Raw genomic sequence first — 16,938 nt, forward strand, 5'->3', positions numbered from 1 at the left:
CCCCGTTCTCAGGGTCGATCGCGATCGACCGCCCGCCCGTTCTCGAGGTCGATCGAGATCGACCGAAGGAGTGAACCATGTCCGACGTCGACGCGCTCAAGGCCGAGATCAAGAAGCTCTCGGCCAGAGCCACCAACGCCAAGATGAACCTGCACGACCTCTCCGAGGAACTGCCGGTCGCCTGGCAGACCATCATGGAGGTCGCGCAGGCGACCCACGACGCCTATGCCGAACTCGACGCGGCGCGGGCGAAACTGAAGAGCCTGGAGGCCGCCGCATGACCGACTTCACCACCCGCGACGGCTCCGTCTGGATGCCGGAATACCTCGTGTCGATCGACGGCGCGACCTGTATCGGCTGCGGCCGTTGCTACAAGGTCTGTTCGCGCGACGTCATGCATCTCCACGGCGTCGACGACGAAGGCGAGATCCTCGGCAAGTGCGAAGAGGGCGAGGACGAGGATTTCGACGGCGAGCTGAACCGCATGATCATGGTCGTCGATCAGGCCGGCAACTGCATCGGCTGCGGCGCCTGCGCCCGCGTCTGCCCCAAGAACTGCCAGACTCACGTCGCCGCCGACAAGGTCGCCGCCTGAGACCGGGTCGGGCGGGACCCCGCCCGATCGATCCCACCCTCGCCCTCTCGATCTCGCTCGACCGGAGCTTCGCCATGCCCCACCGCCTCCAGTCCCGCCTGATGGCCGGTCTTCGGCCGACGTGCGACGCCGAGGAGATCTTCGACGCCCACGTGCTCGCCTGCGTGCTCGCGGCGGCGGCGGCCGAGGTGGCGGACGGGGAGGGCGATCTCGCCGCCGCGACGGGGCTCGACGCCGCGATGCTCGAAGCGGTGACCGACCATTGGTTCCCCTTCACCGATGTCGAATGGAGCTTCGGCGCGCCCCTCGCCGCACCGGTTCCGGAGGCGGAAGAGGAGATGCTGCGCGATCTCCTCGACGCCCACCGCCGGCCGTCGGCGGCCCGCGGCGTCGGGGCGACGGCGGTGGCGTCGTGGACGACGGCGGCCGACGTCGGGGCGCTCCTGGCGCGCCTGATCGCCCGCCGGGCGATGCGGCCGGATCACCTGTGGCAGGACCTCGGCCTCTTCGACCGTTCGGAACTCAACCGGCTGCTCGCCCGCCATTTTCCGACGCTGCACGCCGGCAACACGTCGAACATGAAGTGGAAGAAGTACTTCTATCGCAAGCTCTGCGAAGCCGAGGGCTTCACCCTTTGCACCGCGCCGTCCTGCGCCGCGTGCAACGACTTCGCCGCCTGTTTCGGGGCCGAGGACGGCGAGAGCCGAATGGCCGCCGCCCGCCGCGTCGTCGACCTCGGTACCGCCGCGATCGCGGCGGAGTGAGCGACCTCCGGGTGCGGGTGAGAATCGGGCCGCGGCGAGAATTTCGTCGCCGTTGTCCGCAATTGCCGAGCCGAGTTTCGCGCTTTCTTCATGGAGGCGCGCCATGGTCTCGCCATGACGGACGCAACCTCCGCTTCTCCGGTCCCGACCGGACTCGCCACAGATCGCCTGCGCTTCGACGAGCCGCTGACCTGGTCGGCGCGGATTCTTCTCGCCGGCTTCGGCGCGGCGACCTTTCTGGCGCCGTGGGACCTGCTCGTCCGGCCGGGTCATGCCTTCGAACTCGGCAAGGTGCCGTTCTGGTTCATCTCGGCCGGGGCGTTGGCGGTCGGCCTGCCGTGTCTGGTCGCGGCGCTGCTCGGTGTCTCGCGCAGCGTCGAGGTCGACTTCGATCGACGCCTGATCGTCGAACGCGGGCGCGGCGGTTTCGGCATCGTCTTCGACCGCAGCAGGCGCGTCGCCGATCTCGTCGGCGTCGAGGTGGTCGAGAACGCCTGGAGCGACGGGCCGTCGGGTTGGGAGGTCGAGGCGCGTTTCGGCATCGGCCGTCCTTGGCGCCTGTCGTGCCATCGCGATCGGGCGAGCGCGGAGGCGAAACGGGACGAGATCCGCGCACGGCTCGCCGCCGCAGCGACGCGGCAGAGACCCGACATCGCAGACGCGACGACGACCTGAGAGGCGACGTCGTCGCTCTTCCGACATGTCGCAAAGGCGCCCCTGTCGGATTCCGGACAGCCCTCCGAAATGAAAAGGCTCGCGATGTCAGTCACATGGCGTCTGGCACGCGGCTTGCGAAACCCTTCTCGACCAACTCGAGCAGGAGGGTTTCCTCATGATCCAGCTCACCGACAGTGCCGTCACCGCGGTCAAGACCGCGCTCTCCCGCGCCACCCGTCCGGCCGAGGGCCTGCGCATCATGGTCGAGGCGGGCGGCTGCGCCGGCTTCAAATACATGATGGGCCTCGAGGCCGAGATCCGCGACGGCGACGCCGTCATCGACCAGGGCGGGGTCAAGCTCTTCGTCGACGCCAATTCCCAGGCGCTGGTCTCCGGCATGACCGTCGACTTCGTCACCGGGCTCGAGAGCTCCGGCTTCGTCTTCGACAACCCGAACGCCACCGCGAAGTGTTCGTGCGGCAAGTCGTTCGGCTGATTTCCCTGACGCGTAGGAGCACCGGCCCATGTGGGACTACACGGACAAGGTCAAGGACTACTTCTTCAACCCCGTCAACGCCGGCGTGCTGGAGCATGCCAATGCGGTCGGCGAGGTCGGCGCCATCTCCTGCGGCGACGCGCTGAAGCTGATGATGCGGGTGAACCCCGAGACCGAAGTGATCGAGGCGGCGAAGTTCCAGACCTTCGGCTGCGGCTCGGCCATCGCCTCGTCGTCGGCGCTGACCGAGATCGTCCTCGGCAAGACGCTCGAGGAGGCGCTGCGGATCTCCAACCAGGACATCGCCGACTTCCTCGGCGGCCTGCCGCCGGAGAAGATGCACTGCTCGGTGATGGGCTACGAAGCGCTGCAGGCGGCGGTCGCCGACTATCGCGGCGTCGAGTGGCGCGACGACCATGAAGAGGGCGCGCTGGTCTGCAAGTGCTTCGGCGTCGACGAGGGCATGATCGAGCGTGCGGTGCGGTCGAACAAGCTGACGACCCCCGAGCAGATCACCCATTACACCAAGGCCGGCGGCGGTTGTCTCACCTGCTTCGAAGGCATCGAGGCGGTGCTGGCGCGCGTCAACGAGGAGATGGTGGCGGAAGGCCTGATCTCCTTCGACGAAGCCTACCGGGTCGGCGCGATGGATGCTCGGACGATGAAGCAGAAGACCCGGCCGAAGGGCGCCGAGACCCCGAACGTCGAGCCGAAGCCGATCATCGCCCTCGCCGACCTCGAACGCGCCGCGGCCGGTACGATCGTGCTCGAGCGGCCGATCGAGGCTCCGCCGGCCCCGGCCGCCACGGCGCCGCGGCTCACCACGATCCAGAAGATCAAACTGATCGAAGAGACGCTGGCGAGCATCCGCCCATATCTGAAGCTCGACGGCGGCGACTGCGAACTGATCGACGTCGACGGCAACAACGTCGTCGTCAAGCTCTCCGGCGCTTGCGTCGGCTGCCAGCAGGCGTCGCTGACGATCAACGGCGTCCAGGAGAAGCTGATCGCCGCGACCGGCCTGCCGCTGAGGGTGGTCCCGGTGAAGTGAGGCGGCGAGGGGTGGGGCTCGCCTTCGGCTCGCGCCCCCCTCATCCGCCCCTCCGGGGCACCTTCTCCCGCGAGGGGAGAAGGGGGAGACCGCGGTCGGCTTCCGAGCCCGCCGCGACGGCTTTCGAAATCCGACGACCTCACCGAGGAACGTCTGCGCCGATCGCAGCCGCCCTCCCTTCTCCCCTCGCGGGAGAGGGTGCCCGAAGGGCGGATGAGGGGGCGCGGCGGCAGCGGCTTCGAGCGAACAAGACGATCACGAGGAGAAATCCCCATGACCACCCCGGTCTATCTCGACAACAACGCCACCACGCGCTGCGACGAGGCCGTCGTGGAGGCCATGCTGCCGTTCTTCACCGAGCAGTTCGGCAATCCCTCCTCGATGCACGCCTTCGGCGCCCGCGTCGGCGGCGCGGTGAAGAGCGCCCGCGCCCAGCTCCAGAGCCTGCTCGGCGCCGAATTCGATCACGAGATCGTCTTCACCGCCGGCGGCACCGAGAGCGACAACATGGCGATCCTCTCGGCGCTGGAGATCTCGCCCGATCGCGACGAGATCATCACCTCGGCGGTGGAGCATCCCGCCGTCCTGTCTCTCTGCGGCCACCTCGAGAAGACCCGCGGCATCAAGGTCCACGTCATCCCCGTCGACGGCCGGGGCCTGCTCGACATCGCCGCCTATCGCGCCGCGCTTTCGGAGAAGACCGCGATCGTCTCGATCATGTGGGCGAACAACGAGACCGGCACGATCTTCCCCGTCGCCGAACTCGCCGAACTCGCCAAGGAGGTCGGCGCGCTGTTCCACACCGACGCCGTCCAGGCGGTCGGCAAGGTGCCGATCGATCTGAAGTCGACGGTCATCGACATGCTGTCGCTCTCCGGCCACAAGCTGCACGGCCCCAAGGGCATCGGCGCGCTCTACGTCCGCCGTGGCACTCGCTTCCGCTCGCTGATCAAGGGCGGCCACCAGGAGCGCGGCCGTCGCGCCGGCACCGAGAACACCCCCGGCATCGTCGGCCTCGGCAAGGCCGCCGAACTCGCTGCCCTCCACATGGCGGACGAGGAGACCCGCGTCGCGGCCTTGCGCGATCGGCTGGAGAAGGGCCTCCTCCAGCGCGTCCCCAACTCGTTCGTCACCGGCAATCCGGCCGAGCGCCTGCCCAACACCTCGAACATCGCCTTCGAATACGTCGAGGGCGAGGGCATCCTGCTTTTGATGAACCGCGAGGGCATCGCCGCCTCGTCCGGCTCGGCCTGCACCTCCGGCTCGCTCGAGCCGAGCCACGTGCTGCGCGCCATGAACATTCCCTACACCGCGGCGCACGGGGCGATCCGCTTCTCCTTCTCCCGCGACAACACCGACGCCGACGTCGACCGGGTGCTCGAGGTGATGCCCGGCATCATCGAAAAGCTGCGCGCGCTCTCGCCCTTCTGGCAGGGCGCGAACGAGGCGCCGGCGACCTTCAACCCGGTCTACGCCTGAACCCGAGGGGTGAGCCCATGGCCCGCGTCCACCTCAACGACACGACGCTGCGCGACGGCGAGCAGGCGCCCGGCGTCGCCTTCTCGACCGCCGAGAAGGTCGAGATCGCGGAAAGCCTGGCGCGCGTCGGGGTCACCGAGATCGAGGCCGGGACGCCGGCGATGGGGGCGGACGAGATCGAGGCCATCAGGGCGATCGTCGCGGCGCAGTTGCCGCTCGACGTCATGGCCTGGTGCCGGATGACCGACGCAGACCTCGACGCGGCGAAGCGCGCAGGCGTCGGAACCGTCAACCTGTCGATCCCCGCCTCCGACGTGCAGCTCGCCGCCAAGCTCGGCATCGATCGCGCCGAGGCGCTGCGGCGCATCGAGCGCTTCGTGCCGAAGGCGCTCGACACGGGGTTCCGGGTGGCGATCGGCTGCGAGGATGCCTCGCGCGCGTCGCTCGATCATCTGAAGGCGGTGCTCGCCACCGTCGAGCGCCTCGGCGCATTCCGGGTGCGGCTCGCCGACACCGTCGGCGTCCTCGATCCCTTTTCCACCCACGACATGATCGCCCGCCTCGTCGCCGAGACCGATCTGGCCCTCGAGATCCACACCCACGACGACCTCGGGCTGGCCACCGCCAATGCACTCGCCGCCATCCGCGCCGGCGCGACCCACGTCTCGGTGACGGTCGGCGGCATCGGCGAGCGCGCCGGCAATGCGGCGCTCGAGGAACTGGCGCTCGCCTGCGATCGGCTCGGTCATCGGACCGGCGTCGATCTCACCCAGCTCTGCGATCTCGCCGCCGTGGTGGCGACGGCTTCCGGCCGGCCGATCCATCCGCAGAAGGCGGTCGTCGGTGCCGACGTCTTCACCCACGAGTCGGGCCTCCACGTCGCCGGGCTCCTGTGGAACCGCGACACCTACCAGGGCGTCGACCCGCGCGGCCTCGGCCGCGACCACGGCTTCGCCATCGGTAAGCACTCCGGACGCACGGCGATCGCGCACGCGCTGGCCAACCGCGGCATCGATCTCGACGACCGCGTCTATCCGCGGCTGCTGACGCGGGTGAAGCGCTGGGCGGTCCGCCACAAGCGGCCGATGCCGATCGAGGTGCTGGTCGAACTGCACGACGATCTGATCGAGGACGAGGGGCACACGATGACCCTCGGCGTCTTCGGCTGGGGGCGAGTGTGAGCGATGGCGCCGGCGAGGAGCGACCGATGACGATGGTGGAAACCGGCCCGGCCGTCGCGCCCCTCGCGGCACGGCCGACGAGCGTGACGCCTTCGGTGTGGGCGATGATCCGCGAGGACGTCGCCTGTGTGAAGGCGCGCGACCCGGCGGCCCGTTTCACCGCCGAGATCGTGCTCACCTACCCCGGCGTCCACGCGATCATCTGGCAGCGGCTGGCGCATGCCCTGTGGGTGCGAGGGCGGCGCTTTCCGGCGCGGTTCCTGTCGTGGCTCGGCCGATTCCTCACCAATGTCGACATCCATCCCGGCGCGACCATCGGCCGGCGCTTCTTCATCGATCACGGCGCCGGCGTCGTCGTCGGCGAGACCGCCGAGATCGGCGACGACGTGACCCTCTATCACGGCGTCACCCTCGGCGGCGTCTCCTGGGCCCCGGGCAAACGCCACCCGACGCTCGAGAACGGCGTCCTCGTCGGCGCGGGCGCCAAGATCCTCGGGCCGATCACGGTGGGGGCGGGCGCACGCATAGGTGCCAACTCCGTCGTCATCGACGACGTGCCGCCGGAAACCACCGTGGTCGGCATCCCCGGCAAGATCGTCAAGGCCTCGGCCGACCGCCGCCGCATCGCCGGGCGCATCGACCTCGAACATCATCTGATGCCGGACCCGGTCGGCGAGGCCATCGCCGCGCTGGTCGACCGCATCGAATTCCTGGAGATGCGGCTCGCCCGCCTCGCCGGCGATCGCGAACCTTCGGTCGCCTTCGAGGTGATGCCCGCGCGCATGACCTCCACCGAGACCGGGAGCCCCGCCGACGCCGACGGCGCCGGCCCCTCCGATGCCTCCTCAGCCCAAGGGAGCCGGCCATGACCGAATCCGTCTCGTCCTGCGATATCTCCAACGCCGTGGTGGTGAAGGATATTCTCGCCCGCCTGAAGCAGTGCTCGTCGGCCGAGGACTTCTTCACCGAGCTGAAGGTCAAGTTCGCACCCGAGGTGCTCGCCCCGGCGCGCCTCCACATCCTGAAGCGCATGGGCCAGTATCTGGCGAGCGAGGATTTCGACGACATGCCCGACCGGGTGGTCGCCGCCCGCGCCCGCACCTTCCTCGAACGCGCCTACGACGACTTCGTCACCTCGTCGCCGCTCAAGGAGCGGGTGTTCAAGGTCCTCAAGGACCACGATCCGTCGCGCCCGGTGAAGCCGGGAACGGCTTTCGTCGATTTCGACGAGATCCTGAACCCGATCGAGAAGTGAAGGGTAGTCACGGATCGCATATTCGGCCTCTTCTGCGTCATCGCCGGGCTCGGCCTGGTGCTCTCCGGTTCGTTCTGCGCGCGACCGCGCGCTCTTCCTTCTCCCCTTGCGGGAGAAGGGAAGGCCGCGGAGCGACGCCGTGAACGACTGCGCACCATTGCCATGAGCCGCAGGCGAATTGCACCTGTGGTGTGCTCCGTCTCGGGCCGACGACCACGGGCGACGTCCGAAAGGGATCGCCCAGGGCATTCGGGTTCGTGGTAACGGTGCAATTCGCTTCGCTCTTTGCACCCTACCGCGCCGAGGATAGAGGTGGGGCTCTCCTCCGCTCGGAGTCTCATCCGTGTCCACCGACGGCACCCACCGTTTCGCCACCGCCTTCGGACCCGTCGCCGTCGCGTGGACGGCGCGGGGGCTCTCGCGCGTGCGCCTACTCGAACTGGAGGCCGGGGGTGACACGGTGGGCGAGCGGGCTCTGCCGCCGGTCGCGGCGGAAGCGGTGCGGCTGCTCACGGCCTATTTCACCGGCGCAGCCGTCGACTTCTCCTCCCTCTTCCTCGACCACACCGGCCTCTCGGCGCTCGACGTCGCGATCTACCGCGAGCTTCGCCGCATACCGCGCGGCGCCACCGTCACCTACGGCGAACTCGCCGCCCGCGCCGGAGCGCCGGGCGCGGCGCAGGCGGTGGGCGGCGCGATGGCGCGCAATCCGTGGGTCATCGTCGTGCCGTGCCACCGGGTTCTGGCGGCTGGCGGGGCACTCGGCGGCTTCTCGGCGCCGGGCGGCGTGCGCACCAAGCGCAAGCTGCTCAGGATGGAAGGCGTCGACCTCGACGGCGGCGCGCCGATGTTGCCGGGGCTCCTCCCCGAGGAGTGAGCGGCCGCGAACAGCGCTGTCGGCTTTCCGACACGCCCGACACGAATGTCTCGCCCGGCGCAGCGGCGACGATTCTTCGCAAAATCGTCAACCATCTGACTTTTCGTCGGAATTCCGCTTGGCACGGCCCGTGCTCAAGGACATCCGAGGCCGGCTGCGATCCAGACCGGCGTGGATTTCCGAGGAGGGGCGACATGCACATCGTCGTCTGCATCAAGCAGGTTCCGGATAGCGCGCAGATCCGCGTGCACCCCGTGACCAACACGATCATGCGTCAGGGCGTACCGACCATCATCAACCCCTACGACCTCTTCGCGCTCGAAGAGGCGCTGCGCCTGCGCGACACCCACGGCGGCGAGGTCACGGTGCTGACCATGGGCCCGCCGATGGCCGAGGACTCCTTGCGCAAGGCGCTGACCTACGGCGCCGATCGCGCGGTGCTGCTCACCGATCGCTTCTTCGCCGGTTCCGACACGCTCGCCACATCTTACGCGCTCGCCGCGGCGATCGCGAAGATCGGTGAGGTCTTCGGCGAGCCGGAGATCGTCTTCACCGGCAAGCAGACCATCGACGGCGACACCGCCCAGGTCGGCCCCGGCATCGCCAAGCGGCAGAACCTGTTGCAGCTGACCTACGTCTCGAAGATCCGCGAATTGAAGCTCGACGCCGGCAAGATCACCGTCGAGCGGCGCGCCGAGGGCGGCATCCAGGTGCTGGAGACCAGGCTGCCGGTGCTGATCACCATGCTCGAGGGGACGAACGACATGCGCCGCGGTTCGATGGCCGACGCGTTGCGCGCCGCCCGCGCCGAGGTCGTCACCTGGTCGGCCAAGGACGCCGGTATCGAGGACATCCTGAAGTGCGGCCTGCGCGGCTCGCCGACGGTGGTCAAGCGCGTCTTCGCGCCTTCGCCGCGCGCCGAGAAGGCCGAGCAGATCGAACTGCAGCCGGCGGCGATCGACACCGCCGACGCGCTCATCGCCGAGATCTTCGGCCGCCTGCCGGCGCTCGAGACCGAACTCGTCGAACTCCACGAAACGCTCTGAGGACGGGAGGCCCCCATGTCGACTGCACCTGCCGCTCCCGCCGCCGGCGGCCGCGCCGGAATGAAGAAGGAGCTTTCCGAACACTTCAAGGCCTACAAGGGTGTCTGGGTGTTCATGGAGATCGAACGCGGCGTCGTTCATCCGGTGTCGTTCGAGCTGCTCGGGGAAGGCCGTAAGCTGGCCGACCAGCTCGGCGTCGAACTCGCCGGCGTCGTCCTCGGCCCGGCCGGCGACGGGACCAACCACGCCATCGCCGAGACCTTCGCCTACGGCGCGGACCTCGTCTATCTGATGGAGGATCCCCTCCTCGCCGACTATCGCAACGAGCCCTTCTCCAAGGGCCTCACCGATCTCGTGAACACCTACAAGCCGGAGATCCTGCTTCTCGGCGCCACCACCCTCGGCCGCGATCTCGCCGGCTCGGTGGCGACGACGTTGCTCACCGGCCTCACCGCCGACTGCACCGAACTCGCCGTCGACGCCGACAAGTCGCTCGCCGCGACCCGTCCGACCTTCGGCGGCTCGCTGCTCTGCACCATCTACACGCTGAACTTCCGGCCGCAGATGGCGACGGTGCGCCCGCGCGTCATGTCGATGCCGGCGAGGCAGGACAAGCCGATCGGCAAGATCGTGTCCCATCCGCTGAACATGGCGGAAGAGGACATTGTCACCAAGATCCTGGAGTTCGTCGCCGATCGCCAGACCGGCAAGGTGAACCTCGCCTATGCCGACATCGTCGTCGCCGGCGGCCTCGGTCTCGGCGCGGTCGAGAACATGCAGCTGGTGAAGAACCTCGCCGCCGCGCTCGGGGCGGAATACGGCTGCTCGCGGCCGATCGTCCAGAAGGGCTGGATGCCGGCCGAGCGCCAGATCGGCCAGACCGGCAAGACCATCCGGCCGAAGCTCTACATCGCCGCCGGCATCTCCGGCGCGATCCAGCACCGGGTGGGCGTCGAGGGCGCGGATCTCATCGTCGCCGTCAACACCGACAGGAACGCGCCGATCTTCGATTTCGCCCATGTCGGGCTCGTCACCGACGCGATCCGCTTCCTGCCCGCCCTCACCGAGGCCTTCACTCGCCGCCTCTCGCCCCACAACCGCGACCGGCTCGCCGGCTGACGCTATCCGAGGAGATCGACCATGATCGACGAGCGGTTCGACGCCATCGTGATCGGTGCGGGCATGGCCGGCAACGCCGCCGCCTACACCATGGCCTCGCGCGGCCTGAAGGTGCTGCAACTGGAGCGCGGCGAGTATGCCGGCTCGAAGAACGTGCAAGGGGCGATCATGTACGCCTCGATGCTCGAGAAGATCATCCCCGACTTCCGCGAGGATGCGCCGCTCGAGCGCCACATCATCGAACAGCGCTTCTGGATCATGGACGATCGCGGCCACACCGCGATGCAGTACCGCTCCGACGACTTCAACGAGGACAAGCCGAACCGCTACACCATCGTGCGCGCGCAGTTCGACAAGTGGTTCTCGCGCAAGTGCCGCGAGGTCGGCGTCACGCTGCTGACCGAGACGACGGTCACCGATCTTCTGGTCGACAGCGCCGGCAAGGTGTTGGGGGTGAAGACCGACCGCAAGGGCGGCGTCATCCAGGCCGACGTGGTCGTGCTGGCCGAGGGCGTCAACGGCCTGCTCGGCACCCGCGCCGGCCTGCGCGAACCGCCGAAGCCGGAGAGCGTGGCGCTCGCCGTGAAGGAGATGCACTTCCTGCCGGCCGAGACCATCGAGAGCCGGTTCAACCTCAAGGGTGACGAAGGCTGCGTCATCGAGATGGTCGGCACCTTCTCCAAGGGCATGACCGGCCTCGGCTTCCTCTATACCAACCGCGAGAGCATCTCGGTCGGCCTCGGCTGCCTCGTCTCCGACTTCGCCGAGACCGGCATCAGCCCCTACGACATGCTCGAGGAGTTCAAGAACCATCCCTCGATCGCGCCGCTCATCGCCGGCTCCGAGTGCAAGGAATATGCGGCGCACATGATCCCGGAGGGCGGCTTCAAGGAGATCCCGCAGCTCTACGGCGACGGCTGGGTGGTGGTCGGCGACGCCGCCCACTTCAACAACGCCGTCCATCGCGAGGGCTCCAACCTCGCCATGACCTCGGGCCGCCTCGCCGGCGAAGCGATCCATCGCCTCAAGGCCGGTCGCGACGCCATGACCAAGGACAACCTGAAGCTCTACAAGGACCTCCTCGACGAGTCCTTCTTGATGAAGGATCTCAAGAAATACAAGGACATCCCCGGGTTGTTCCACACCAACTCGAAGAACTTCTTCATGTCCTATCCGCAGCTGATCAGCCAGGCGGCGCAGACCTATCTGCGCGTCGACGGCACGCCGAAGCTGGAGAAGGAGAAGTCGACGATGCGCGCCTTCATCGCCAAGCGCTCGCGCCTCGGCCTGATCTCCGACGCGGTGAAGCTCGCCTTCGCCTGGCGGTGAGGATGGGGCGGGCGGACCGGCCGCCCCTCGCACGGCTCCGCACACCGGCCTTTCGCCGGCCCCCTCTTCCTTCTCCCCTCGCGGGAGAAGGTGCCCCGCAAGGGCGGATGAGGGGGCGCCGCGAAGCGGCAACCGGATCGAGACGGCGAACGCCGAGCGTCGGGGAGAGGCCCAGACCCCACATCCGGCCTTCGGCCACCTTCTCCCGCAAGGGGAGAAGGGAAAGCCGGGCAGGGGAATCGCATTTGGGATGGGGGGCGGCTGCCGACACGGCGTCCGTTCGCTCGACCGGCGGCGCCCGGTGCGTTCCCTCCCCCCTGGAGGGGGAGGGACAGGGAGGGGGGGGCAGGGCGCCCCCTCGAATTCGGAGTTCGAAGCAACCTCGGAGCCCCCCTCTCTGTCTCTCCCCCTCCGAGGAGGAGAGGACGACAAAGGCCGGGCTCGTCCAATTCCGCGCTCACCGCCAAATGCGATTGCCCTGGAAAGACGGGGCGGCTCGAGAGCAACCGGCACGGAACTCGCATGAGAGACGATGGACCGGGCCTCCCGGTCCGAAACCCGACAATCCCTGCGGCTCCCGTGTCGGACACCGGACCCGCGCCCGGCATCGGAGGACGGAACCATGACGGTCGCCATCGAGACCCGCGTCGAGGACAAGCTCTACCAGAACCGCTATCTGGTCGACGCCGGCCGCCCCCACATCCGGGTGCTGCCACACGACAAACCGAGCCCGCGGCTCCTGTCGCTCACCCGGGTGTGCCCGGCCAAGTGCTACGAGGAGAACGACAAGGGCCAGGTCGAGATCACCCCCGACGGCTGCATGGAATGCGGCACCTGCCGGGTGCTGTGCGAAGCCTCGGGCGAGATCGAGTGGAACTATCCGCGCGGCGGCTACGGCGTGCTGTTCAAGTTCGGCTGAGGCGGCCCCGATCGCTCGGCTCTTCGGACGGCCGGTGGGCCGTCCGGATCTCTCGGTCTTCGATCAGGTCAGATCGACCAGGATCTTGCCGACGTGGGCGTCGGCCTTCATCCGTGCGAAGGCGGCCGGCGCTTCGGCGAGAGGGAAGCGGCTGTCGATCATCGGATCGATGCCGTCGACGGTGATGGCGCGCAGCATCGCCTCGAAGGCCTCGCGGTCGCCGCAGGTGATGCCCTGCAGGCGGACCTGCCGCATCACCGCCAGCGACAGATTGAAGGTGGCGAAGTTGCCGCCGAGGACGCCGATCAGCGCCACCGTGCCGCCGGGGCGGACGCAGCGGATCGACTGGTCGAGCGTCGAGGCGCCGCCGATGTCGACGACGAGATCGATACGGCCGCCGGGGAGATCGCGCACCGCGTTCGCCCATTTCGGCTCGGTGCGATAGTTGAGCACCTCGCTCGCCCCGAGCCGGCGCATCACCGCGGCGCGTTCCGCCGACGAGGTGAGCCCGAAGACCCGGGCGCCGGCCGCCACCGCGAACTGCAACGCGAAGAGGGCGACTCCGCCGGTGCCCTGGATCAGCACGGTGTCGCCGGGACGCACCCGGCCGAGATCGACGATCGCCGACCAGCCGGTGAGCGCGGCGCAGGGCAGGGTCGCGGCGGTCGCCGTGTCGACCGTGTCGGGCAGCTTCACCACGGCTTCGGCCGAGACGATCATCCGCTCGGCGAGCGTGCCGTCGCCCCCGGGGCCGCCGAGTGCCGTGGCGAGTTTCTCCGTCGTCGGTTCGCCCGAGATCCAACCGGTGAAGAAGTGGAGGACAACCCGATCGCCCGGGACGACGCGGGTGACGCCCGGTCCGATCGCCTCGACCACCCCGGCACCGTCAGAGCAGGGGATCACCGGCAATTTCTGTTTCGGGTTGTAGGCGCCTTCGACGAGCAACAGATCGCGTCGGTTGAGGCTCGCCATCTCCAGCCGCAGCCGCACCTCGCCCGGCCCCGGTTCACCGATCTCGCGGGTCTCGATCCGCAGATTGTCGAGGCCGAAGGCGGGACATTCGAGGACACGGGTGGTCGGCATGGGAGCTCCATTCGGCGCGAGGTCGGGCGATCTCACCACGTCGCGGTGGGGAGGTCACGCGTCCTGATCAATAGGTCTCGACATGGTAGCGGCCTTCCTCGCGCATGGTCCGCCGCAGCGCGTCCCAGTGCAGGCCGGCGCCACGGCAGGCATCGGCCAGCGCCTCGTCGACGCCCGCCTCCATGCCCTTGAGGCCGCAGAGATAGAGGTGGGTCTTGCCCGACTTCAGCAGGTCGACCATGGTCGCCGCCTCGCGTCGCATCAGGTCCTGGACGTAGACCTTCGGCTCGCCCGGCACCCGGCTCCAGGCGAAATGCTTGGCGAGCAGGGCCTCGGGCACCTTCTGCAAGGGTCCGAAATAGGGCAGCTCCTCCGGCCGACGCGCCCCGAAGAACAGCACCATCCTGCCCGGCGCGCCCGGTTGGGTGCGCCGGCGCCACTCGGTCATGCCGCGGAACGGGGCCGAGCCGGTGCCGGTGCACACCATGACGATGTTGGCCGACGGGTCGTCCGGCATCAGGAAGGTCGCCCCGAACGGTCCGGTGACGGCGACCTTGTCGCCCTTCTTCAGATCGCAGACGTAGTTGGAGCAGAGGCCGCCCGGCACCCGCTTCACCGTCAGCGACAGGTTGTTGTGGTTCGGCCGCTCGCCGTGGCGCGGCGAGGCGATCGAATAGAGGCGGATACGATGCGGCGCATCGTCGGCGCCGGTCCCCGGCGGGATGATGCCGATCGATTGGCCCTCGAGCACCGGGAAAGGCGTGTCGCCGAGGTCGAGGATGATGTGGCGGATGTCGGTCTCCGAATCCTCCGACGTCAGCCGGTAGGTGCCGGTGACGGTCGCCATCGCCGGCTTGGCGCGGTTGTAGAGGTTGACCGAGGGCTTCGACGCCGAGCGCGGCGCCACCGACTTGCCGCCGGCGCCGCCGTGGGCGGCCGCGATGATGGCGTCGACCTCGTCCTCGATCGCCTCGAAGGCGCCGAGGGAAGCCCCGCCGAGATCGGGCTGCGCCGGCAACTCCTGCCAGCCATGCTGCTCGTCGACCGGCCACGGTGCGGTGACCATGCGCCAGTTGTCGACCGCGCCGGTGGGGCAGGGGGCGATACAGGCCATGCAGAAATTACAGATGGAGGCGTCCACCACATAGTTGTCGTCGCCATGGGTGATGGCGTCGATCGGGCACATCTCCTCGCAGGTGTTGCAGCGGATGCAGATCTCGGGGTCGATCAGGTGCTGCTTGACGACGGCGGGGGCGTTCATGAGTGGCTCCGGAGAGGGGCTGCAGTGGTGGGCCGGGTTGGTGGGGCGACGGGACGGGATCAGGGATGCCGGATCGTACCGAGTGGACGTCCAGTGCCCCCCCCTCTCTGTCTCTCCCCCTCCAGGGGGGAGAGGACGCAGGAGGAGAGGGCGTCCGCATCTCGGGACATCAACACGGAACAGAGCCCGTGAAGCGCGAGTGGATTGCCCCATCGTCCCCTCCCCCCTGGAGGGAGAGGGGGCTGGAGCTGGCCGCGAAGAAGACTCTCGCGGTCATGACCCGCTCCCCGCTCGCTGGAGTGAAACGAAACCACCGATCGCCCGCCTTTCGACGGGCGAACGAACCGGCCTCGTCACGCCGCGATCTTCACGTATTCGAAGTCGCCCGGCTTGTTGTCGATGCCGACCTTGGGCGGGTTGATCCAGCCGGCGTAGCGGCCCGGCTCCAACTCCTGCTTCATCAGTGTGTTCAGGAAGGCGAGGTCGTCGCGCGACGGCAGATAGTCGTCCTTCTTGGCCGCCCAGTCGGCGTCCGACAGGATGATGCCCTTCGGCGTCGCCTGCATCGGCGCGAACTCGCCGATCTGCCGGTTGAAGGCCTGATGCGGCAGCTCCAGGCGGAAGTCGATGCCTTCCTTCTGGATGATCTTGTTCCAGCGCTCGACGCCCTTGGCGCAGTCGGCGGAATAGTCGTCGCGCAGGCGCATGTTGAGGGCGGTCAGCGCCGGCACGTGCTCCTCGACGATCTTGCCGTCGATGAACTTCATCACCGGATAGGTGGCGTCGGTGAGCTGGTGATCGTCTTCGATCTTGGTCTCGCCGAAGCGACCCTTGAGGCCGGCGTTGTAGTAGTTGGCCGAGTTGGTGGAGATCTCCGCGCCGAACAGGTCCAGCGTCAGCGGATAGTGCATGTGCAGCTTCTTCTGGATCAGCGGCAGGTCGATGACGCCGAGTTCGCGGATCTTCGAGATGTCGTTCGGGTCGGTGATGCCGGCGGCCTTCATCGCCTGACAGGTGCGCTCGATGGTGCGGCCGACGCCGGTCTCGCCGACGAACATGTGGTGCGCCTCTTCGGTGAGCATGAAGCGGCAGGAGCGCGACAGCGGATCGAAGCCCGACTGCGCGAGGGACTCGAGCTGCATCTTGCCGTCACGATCGGTGAAGAAGGTGAACATGAAGAAGGACAGCCAGTCCGGGGTCTCCTCGTTGAAGGCGCCGAGCATGCGCGGCGTCTCCTTCGAGCCGGAGCGGCGACGCAGAAGCTCGTCCGCCTCCTCGCGGCCGTCGCGGCCGAAGAACTTGTGGAGGAGGTAGACCATCGCCCACAGATGCCGGCCTTCCTCGACGTTGACCTGGAACAGGTTGCGCATGTCGTAGAGCGACGGGGCGGTGGCGCCGAGGTGACGCTGCTGCTCGACCGAGGCCGGTTCGGTGTCGCCCTGGATGACGATGAGCCGGCGAAGCATCGCGCGATATTCGCCGGGGACGTCCTGCCACGCCGGCTCGCCGAGATGCTTGCCGAAGTTGACCTTGCGGCCCTCTTCCTTCGGCGCCAGCAGCACGCCCCAGCGGTAGTCCGGCATCTTGACGTAGTCGAACTTGGCCCAGCCCTGCGGATCGACCGAGACGGCGGTGCGCAGGTAGACCAGCGCGTTCTGGAAGCCTTCCGGGCCCATATCCTTCCACCACTCGACGTAGTTGGGCTGCCAGCTCTCGAGCGCGCGCAACACCTGACGGTCGTTGGCGAGATCGACGTTGTTGGGCACCTTGGTCGAGTAGTCGACGTTGATCGTATCGGCCATCGTTTCCTCCTTGGGGGACGCTTC

Annotated in this window: 18 protein-coding genes; 15 read left to right on the forward strand and 3 right to left on the reverse strand. The window is 68.3% G+C overall.

Translation table 11 applies throughout. The annotated features are described in order from the left end of the window. The first annotated feature begins 77 nt into the window (after positions 1-77). From V7Q42_RS00675 to V7Q42_RS00745, 15 genes are all read left to right on the forward strand, one after another. Positions 78-281, forward strand: a complete 204-nt coding sequence (locus V7Q42_RS00675) for a CCE_0567 family metalloprotein (protein ID WP_333821669.1) — start codon at positions 78-80, stop codon at positions 279-281. Continuing rightward, positions 278-595, forward strand: a complete 318-nt coding sequence (gene fdxB / locus V7Q42_RS00680; protein WP_333821670.1) for a ferredoxin III, nif-specific — start codon at positions 278-280, stop codon at positions 593-595. Before V7Q42_RS00675 ends, fdxB begins: the two co-directional genes overlap by 4 nt. 74 nt (positions 596-669) lie before the next feature. Then, positions 670-1,359 (forward strand): nitrogen fixation protein NifQ, encoded by a 690-nt coding sequence (locus tag V7Q42_RS00685; protein ID WP_333821671.1) that lies wholly within the window; start codon positions 670-672, stop codon positions 1,357-1,359. A 114-nt stretch (positions 1,360-1,473) separates the two neighbouring features. Next, on the forward strand, positions 1,474-2,034 hold the full coding sequence (locus tag V7Q42_RS00690; protein ID WP_333821672.1) for a hypothetical protein: 561 nt from the start codon (positions 1,474-1,476) through the stop codon (positions 2,032-2,034). 157 nt (positions 2,035-2,191) lie between these two features. Then, complete coding sequence (locus tag V7Q42_RS00695; protein WP_333821673.1) at positions 2,192-2,512, forward strand: HesB/IscA family protein; 321 nt, start codon at positions 2,192-2,194, stop codon at positions 2,510-2,512. A 28-nt stretch (positions 2,513-2,540) separates the two neighbouring features. Continuing rightward, a complete protein-coding gene (gene nifU / locus V7Q42_RS00700; protein ID WP_333821675.1) occupies positions 2,541-3,563 on the forward strand; it encodes a Fe-S cluster assembly protein NifU in 1,023 nt (340 codons plus the stop codon). Positions 3,564-3,836: 273 nt separating this feature from the next. Next, the gene (gene nifS, locus V7Q42_RS00705; protein ID WP_333821676.1) at positions 3,837-5,042 is read left to right on the forward strand and encodes a cysteine desulfurase NifS; all 1,206 of its coding nucleotides are present in this window, start codon (positions 3,837-3,839) and stop codon (positions 5,040-5,042) included. A gap of 17 nt (positions 5,043-5,059) precedes the next feature. Continuing rightward, positions 5,060-6,223 (forward strand): homocitrate synthase, encoded by a 1,164-nt coding sequence (nifV, locus tag V7Q42_RS00710; protein ID WP_333821677.1) that lies wholly within the window; start codon positions 5,060-5,062, stop codon positions 6,221-6,223. Positions 6,224-6,249: 26 nt separating this feature from the next. Continuing rightward, entirely contained in the window at positions 6,250-7,092 is an 843-nt protein-coding gene (gene cysE, locus V7Q42_RS00715) for a serine O-acetyltransferase (protein ID WP_442958152.1), read from the forward strand. Beyond that, the gene (gene nifW, locus V7Q42_RS00720) at positions 7,089-7,478 is read left to right on the forward strand and encodes a nitrogenase stabilizing/protective protein NifW (protein ID WP_333821678.1); all 390 of its coding nucleotides are present in this window, start codon (positions 7,089-7,091) and stop codon (positions 7,476-7,478) included. The genes cysE and nifW overlap by 4 nt, the downstream gene beginning before the upstream one ends. 343 nt (positions 7,479-7,821) lie before the next feature. Further along, the gene (locus V7Q42_RS00725; protein WP_333821679.1) at positions 7,822-8,355 is read left to right on the forward strand and encodes a methylated-DNA--[protein]-cysteine S-methyltransferase; all 534 of its coding nucleotides are present in this window, start codon (positions 7,822-7,824) and stop codon (positions 8,353-8,355) included. A gap of 194 nt (positions 8,356-8,549) precedes the next feature. Further along, positions 8,550-9,401: an electron transfer flavoprotein subunit beta/FixA family protein gene (locus tag V7Q42_RS00730; protein WP_333821681.1), complete on the forward strand. Its 852-nt coding sequence runs from the start codon at positions 8,550-8,552 to the stop codon at positions 9,399-9,401. 15 nt (positions 9,402-9,416) lie between these two features. Then, a complete protein-coding gene (locus V7Q42_RS00735; RefSeq protein ID WP_333821682.1) occupies positions 9,417-10,520 on the forward strand; it encodes an electron transfer flavoprotein subunit alpha/FixB family protein in 1,104 nt (367 codons plus the stop codon). Between the two features lie 21 nt (positions 10,521-10,541). Next, on the forward strand, positions 10,542-11,849 hold the full coding sequence (locus tag V7Q42_RS00740; RefSeq protein WP_333821683.1) for an FAD-dependent oxidoreductase: 1,308 nt from the start codon (positions 10,542-10,544) through the stop codon (positions 11,847-11,849). Positions 11,850-12,471: 622 nt separating this feature from the next. Next, positions 12,472-12,768, forward strand: a complete 297-nt coding sequence (locus tag V7Q42_RS00745) for a ferredoxin family protein (protein ID WP_333821685.1) — start codon at positions 12,472-12,474, stop codon at positions 12,766-12,768. 63 nt (positions 12,769-12,831) lie between these two features. Here V7Q42_RS00745 and V7Q42_RS00750 read toward each other — a convergent pair whose 3' ends face one another. The 3 genes from V7Q42_RS00750 to boxB all read right to left on the reverse strand — a co-directional run bounded on the left by V7Q42_RS00750 (position 12,832) and on the right by boxB (position 16,914). Beyond that, positions 12,832-13,851, reverse strand: a complete 1,020-nt coding sequence (locus tag V7Q42_RS00750) for a zinc-dependent alcohol dehydrogenase family protein (RefSeq protein ID WP_333821687.1) — start codon at positions 13,849-13,851, stop codon at positions 12,832-12,834. A gap of 67 nt (positions 13,852-13,918) precedes the next feature. Next, positions 13,919-15,112 (reverse strand): benzoyl-CoA 2,3-epoxidase subunit BoxA, encoded by a 1,194-nt coding sequence (gene boxA / locus V7Q42_RS00755; RefSeq protein ID WP_333821688.1) that lies wholly within the window; start codon positions 15,110-15,112, stop codon positions 13,919-13,921. Between the two features lie 353 nt (positions 15,113-15,465). Continuing rightward, positions 15,466-16,914 carry a benzoyl-CoA 2,3-epoxidase subunit BoxB gene (gene boxB / locus V7Q42_RS00760; protein ID WP_333821689.1) on the reverse strand — a complete coding sequence of 483 codons (1,449 nt, stop codon included), beginning with the start codon at positions 16,912-16,914 and terminating at the stop codon, positions 15,466-15,468. Positions 16,915-16,938: the final 24 nt, after the last annotated feature.

It is taken from the genome of Pinisolibacter sp., assembly GCF_036782435.1.
In the GTDB taxonomy this organism is placed as follows: domain Bacteria; phylum Pseudomonadota; class Alphaproteobacteria; order Rhizobiales; family Ancalomicrobiaceae; genus CALBKH01.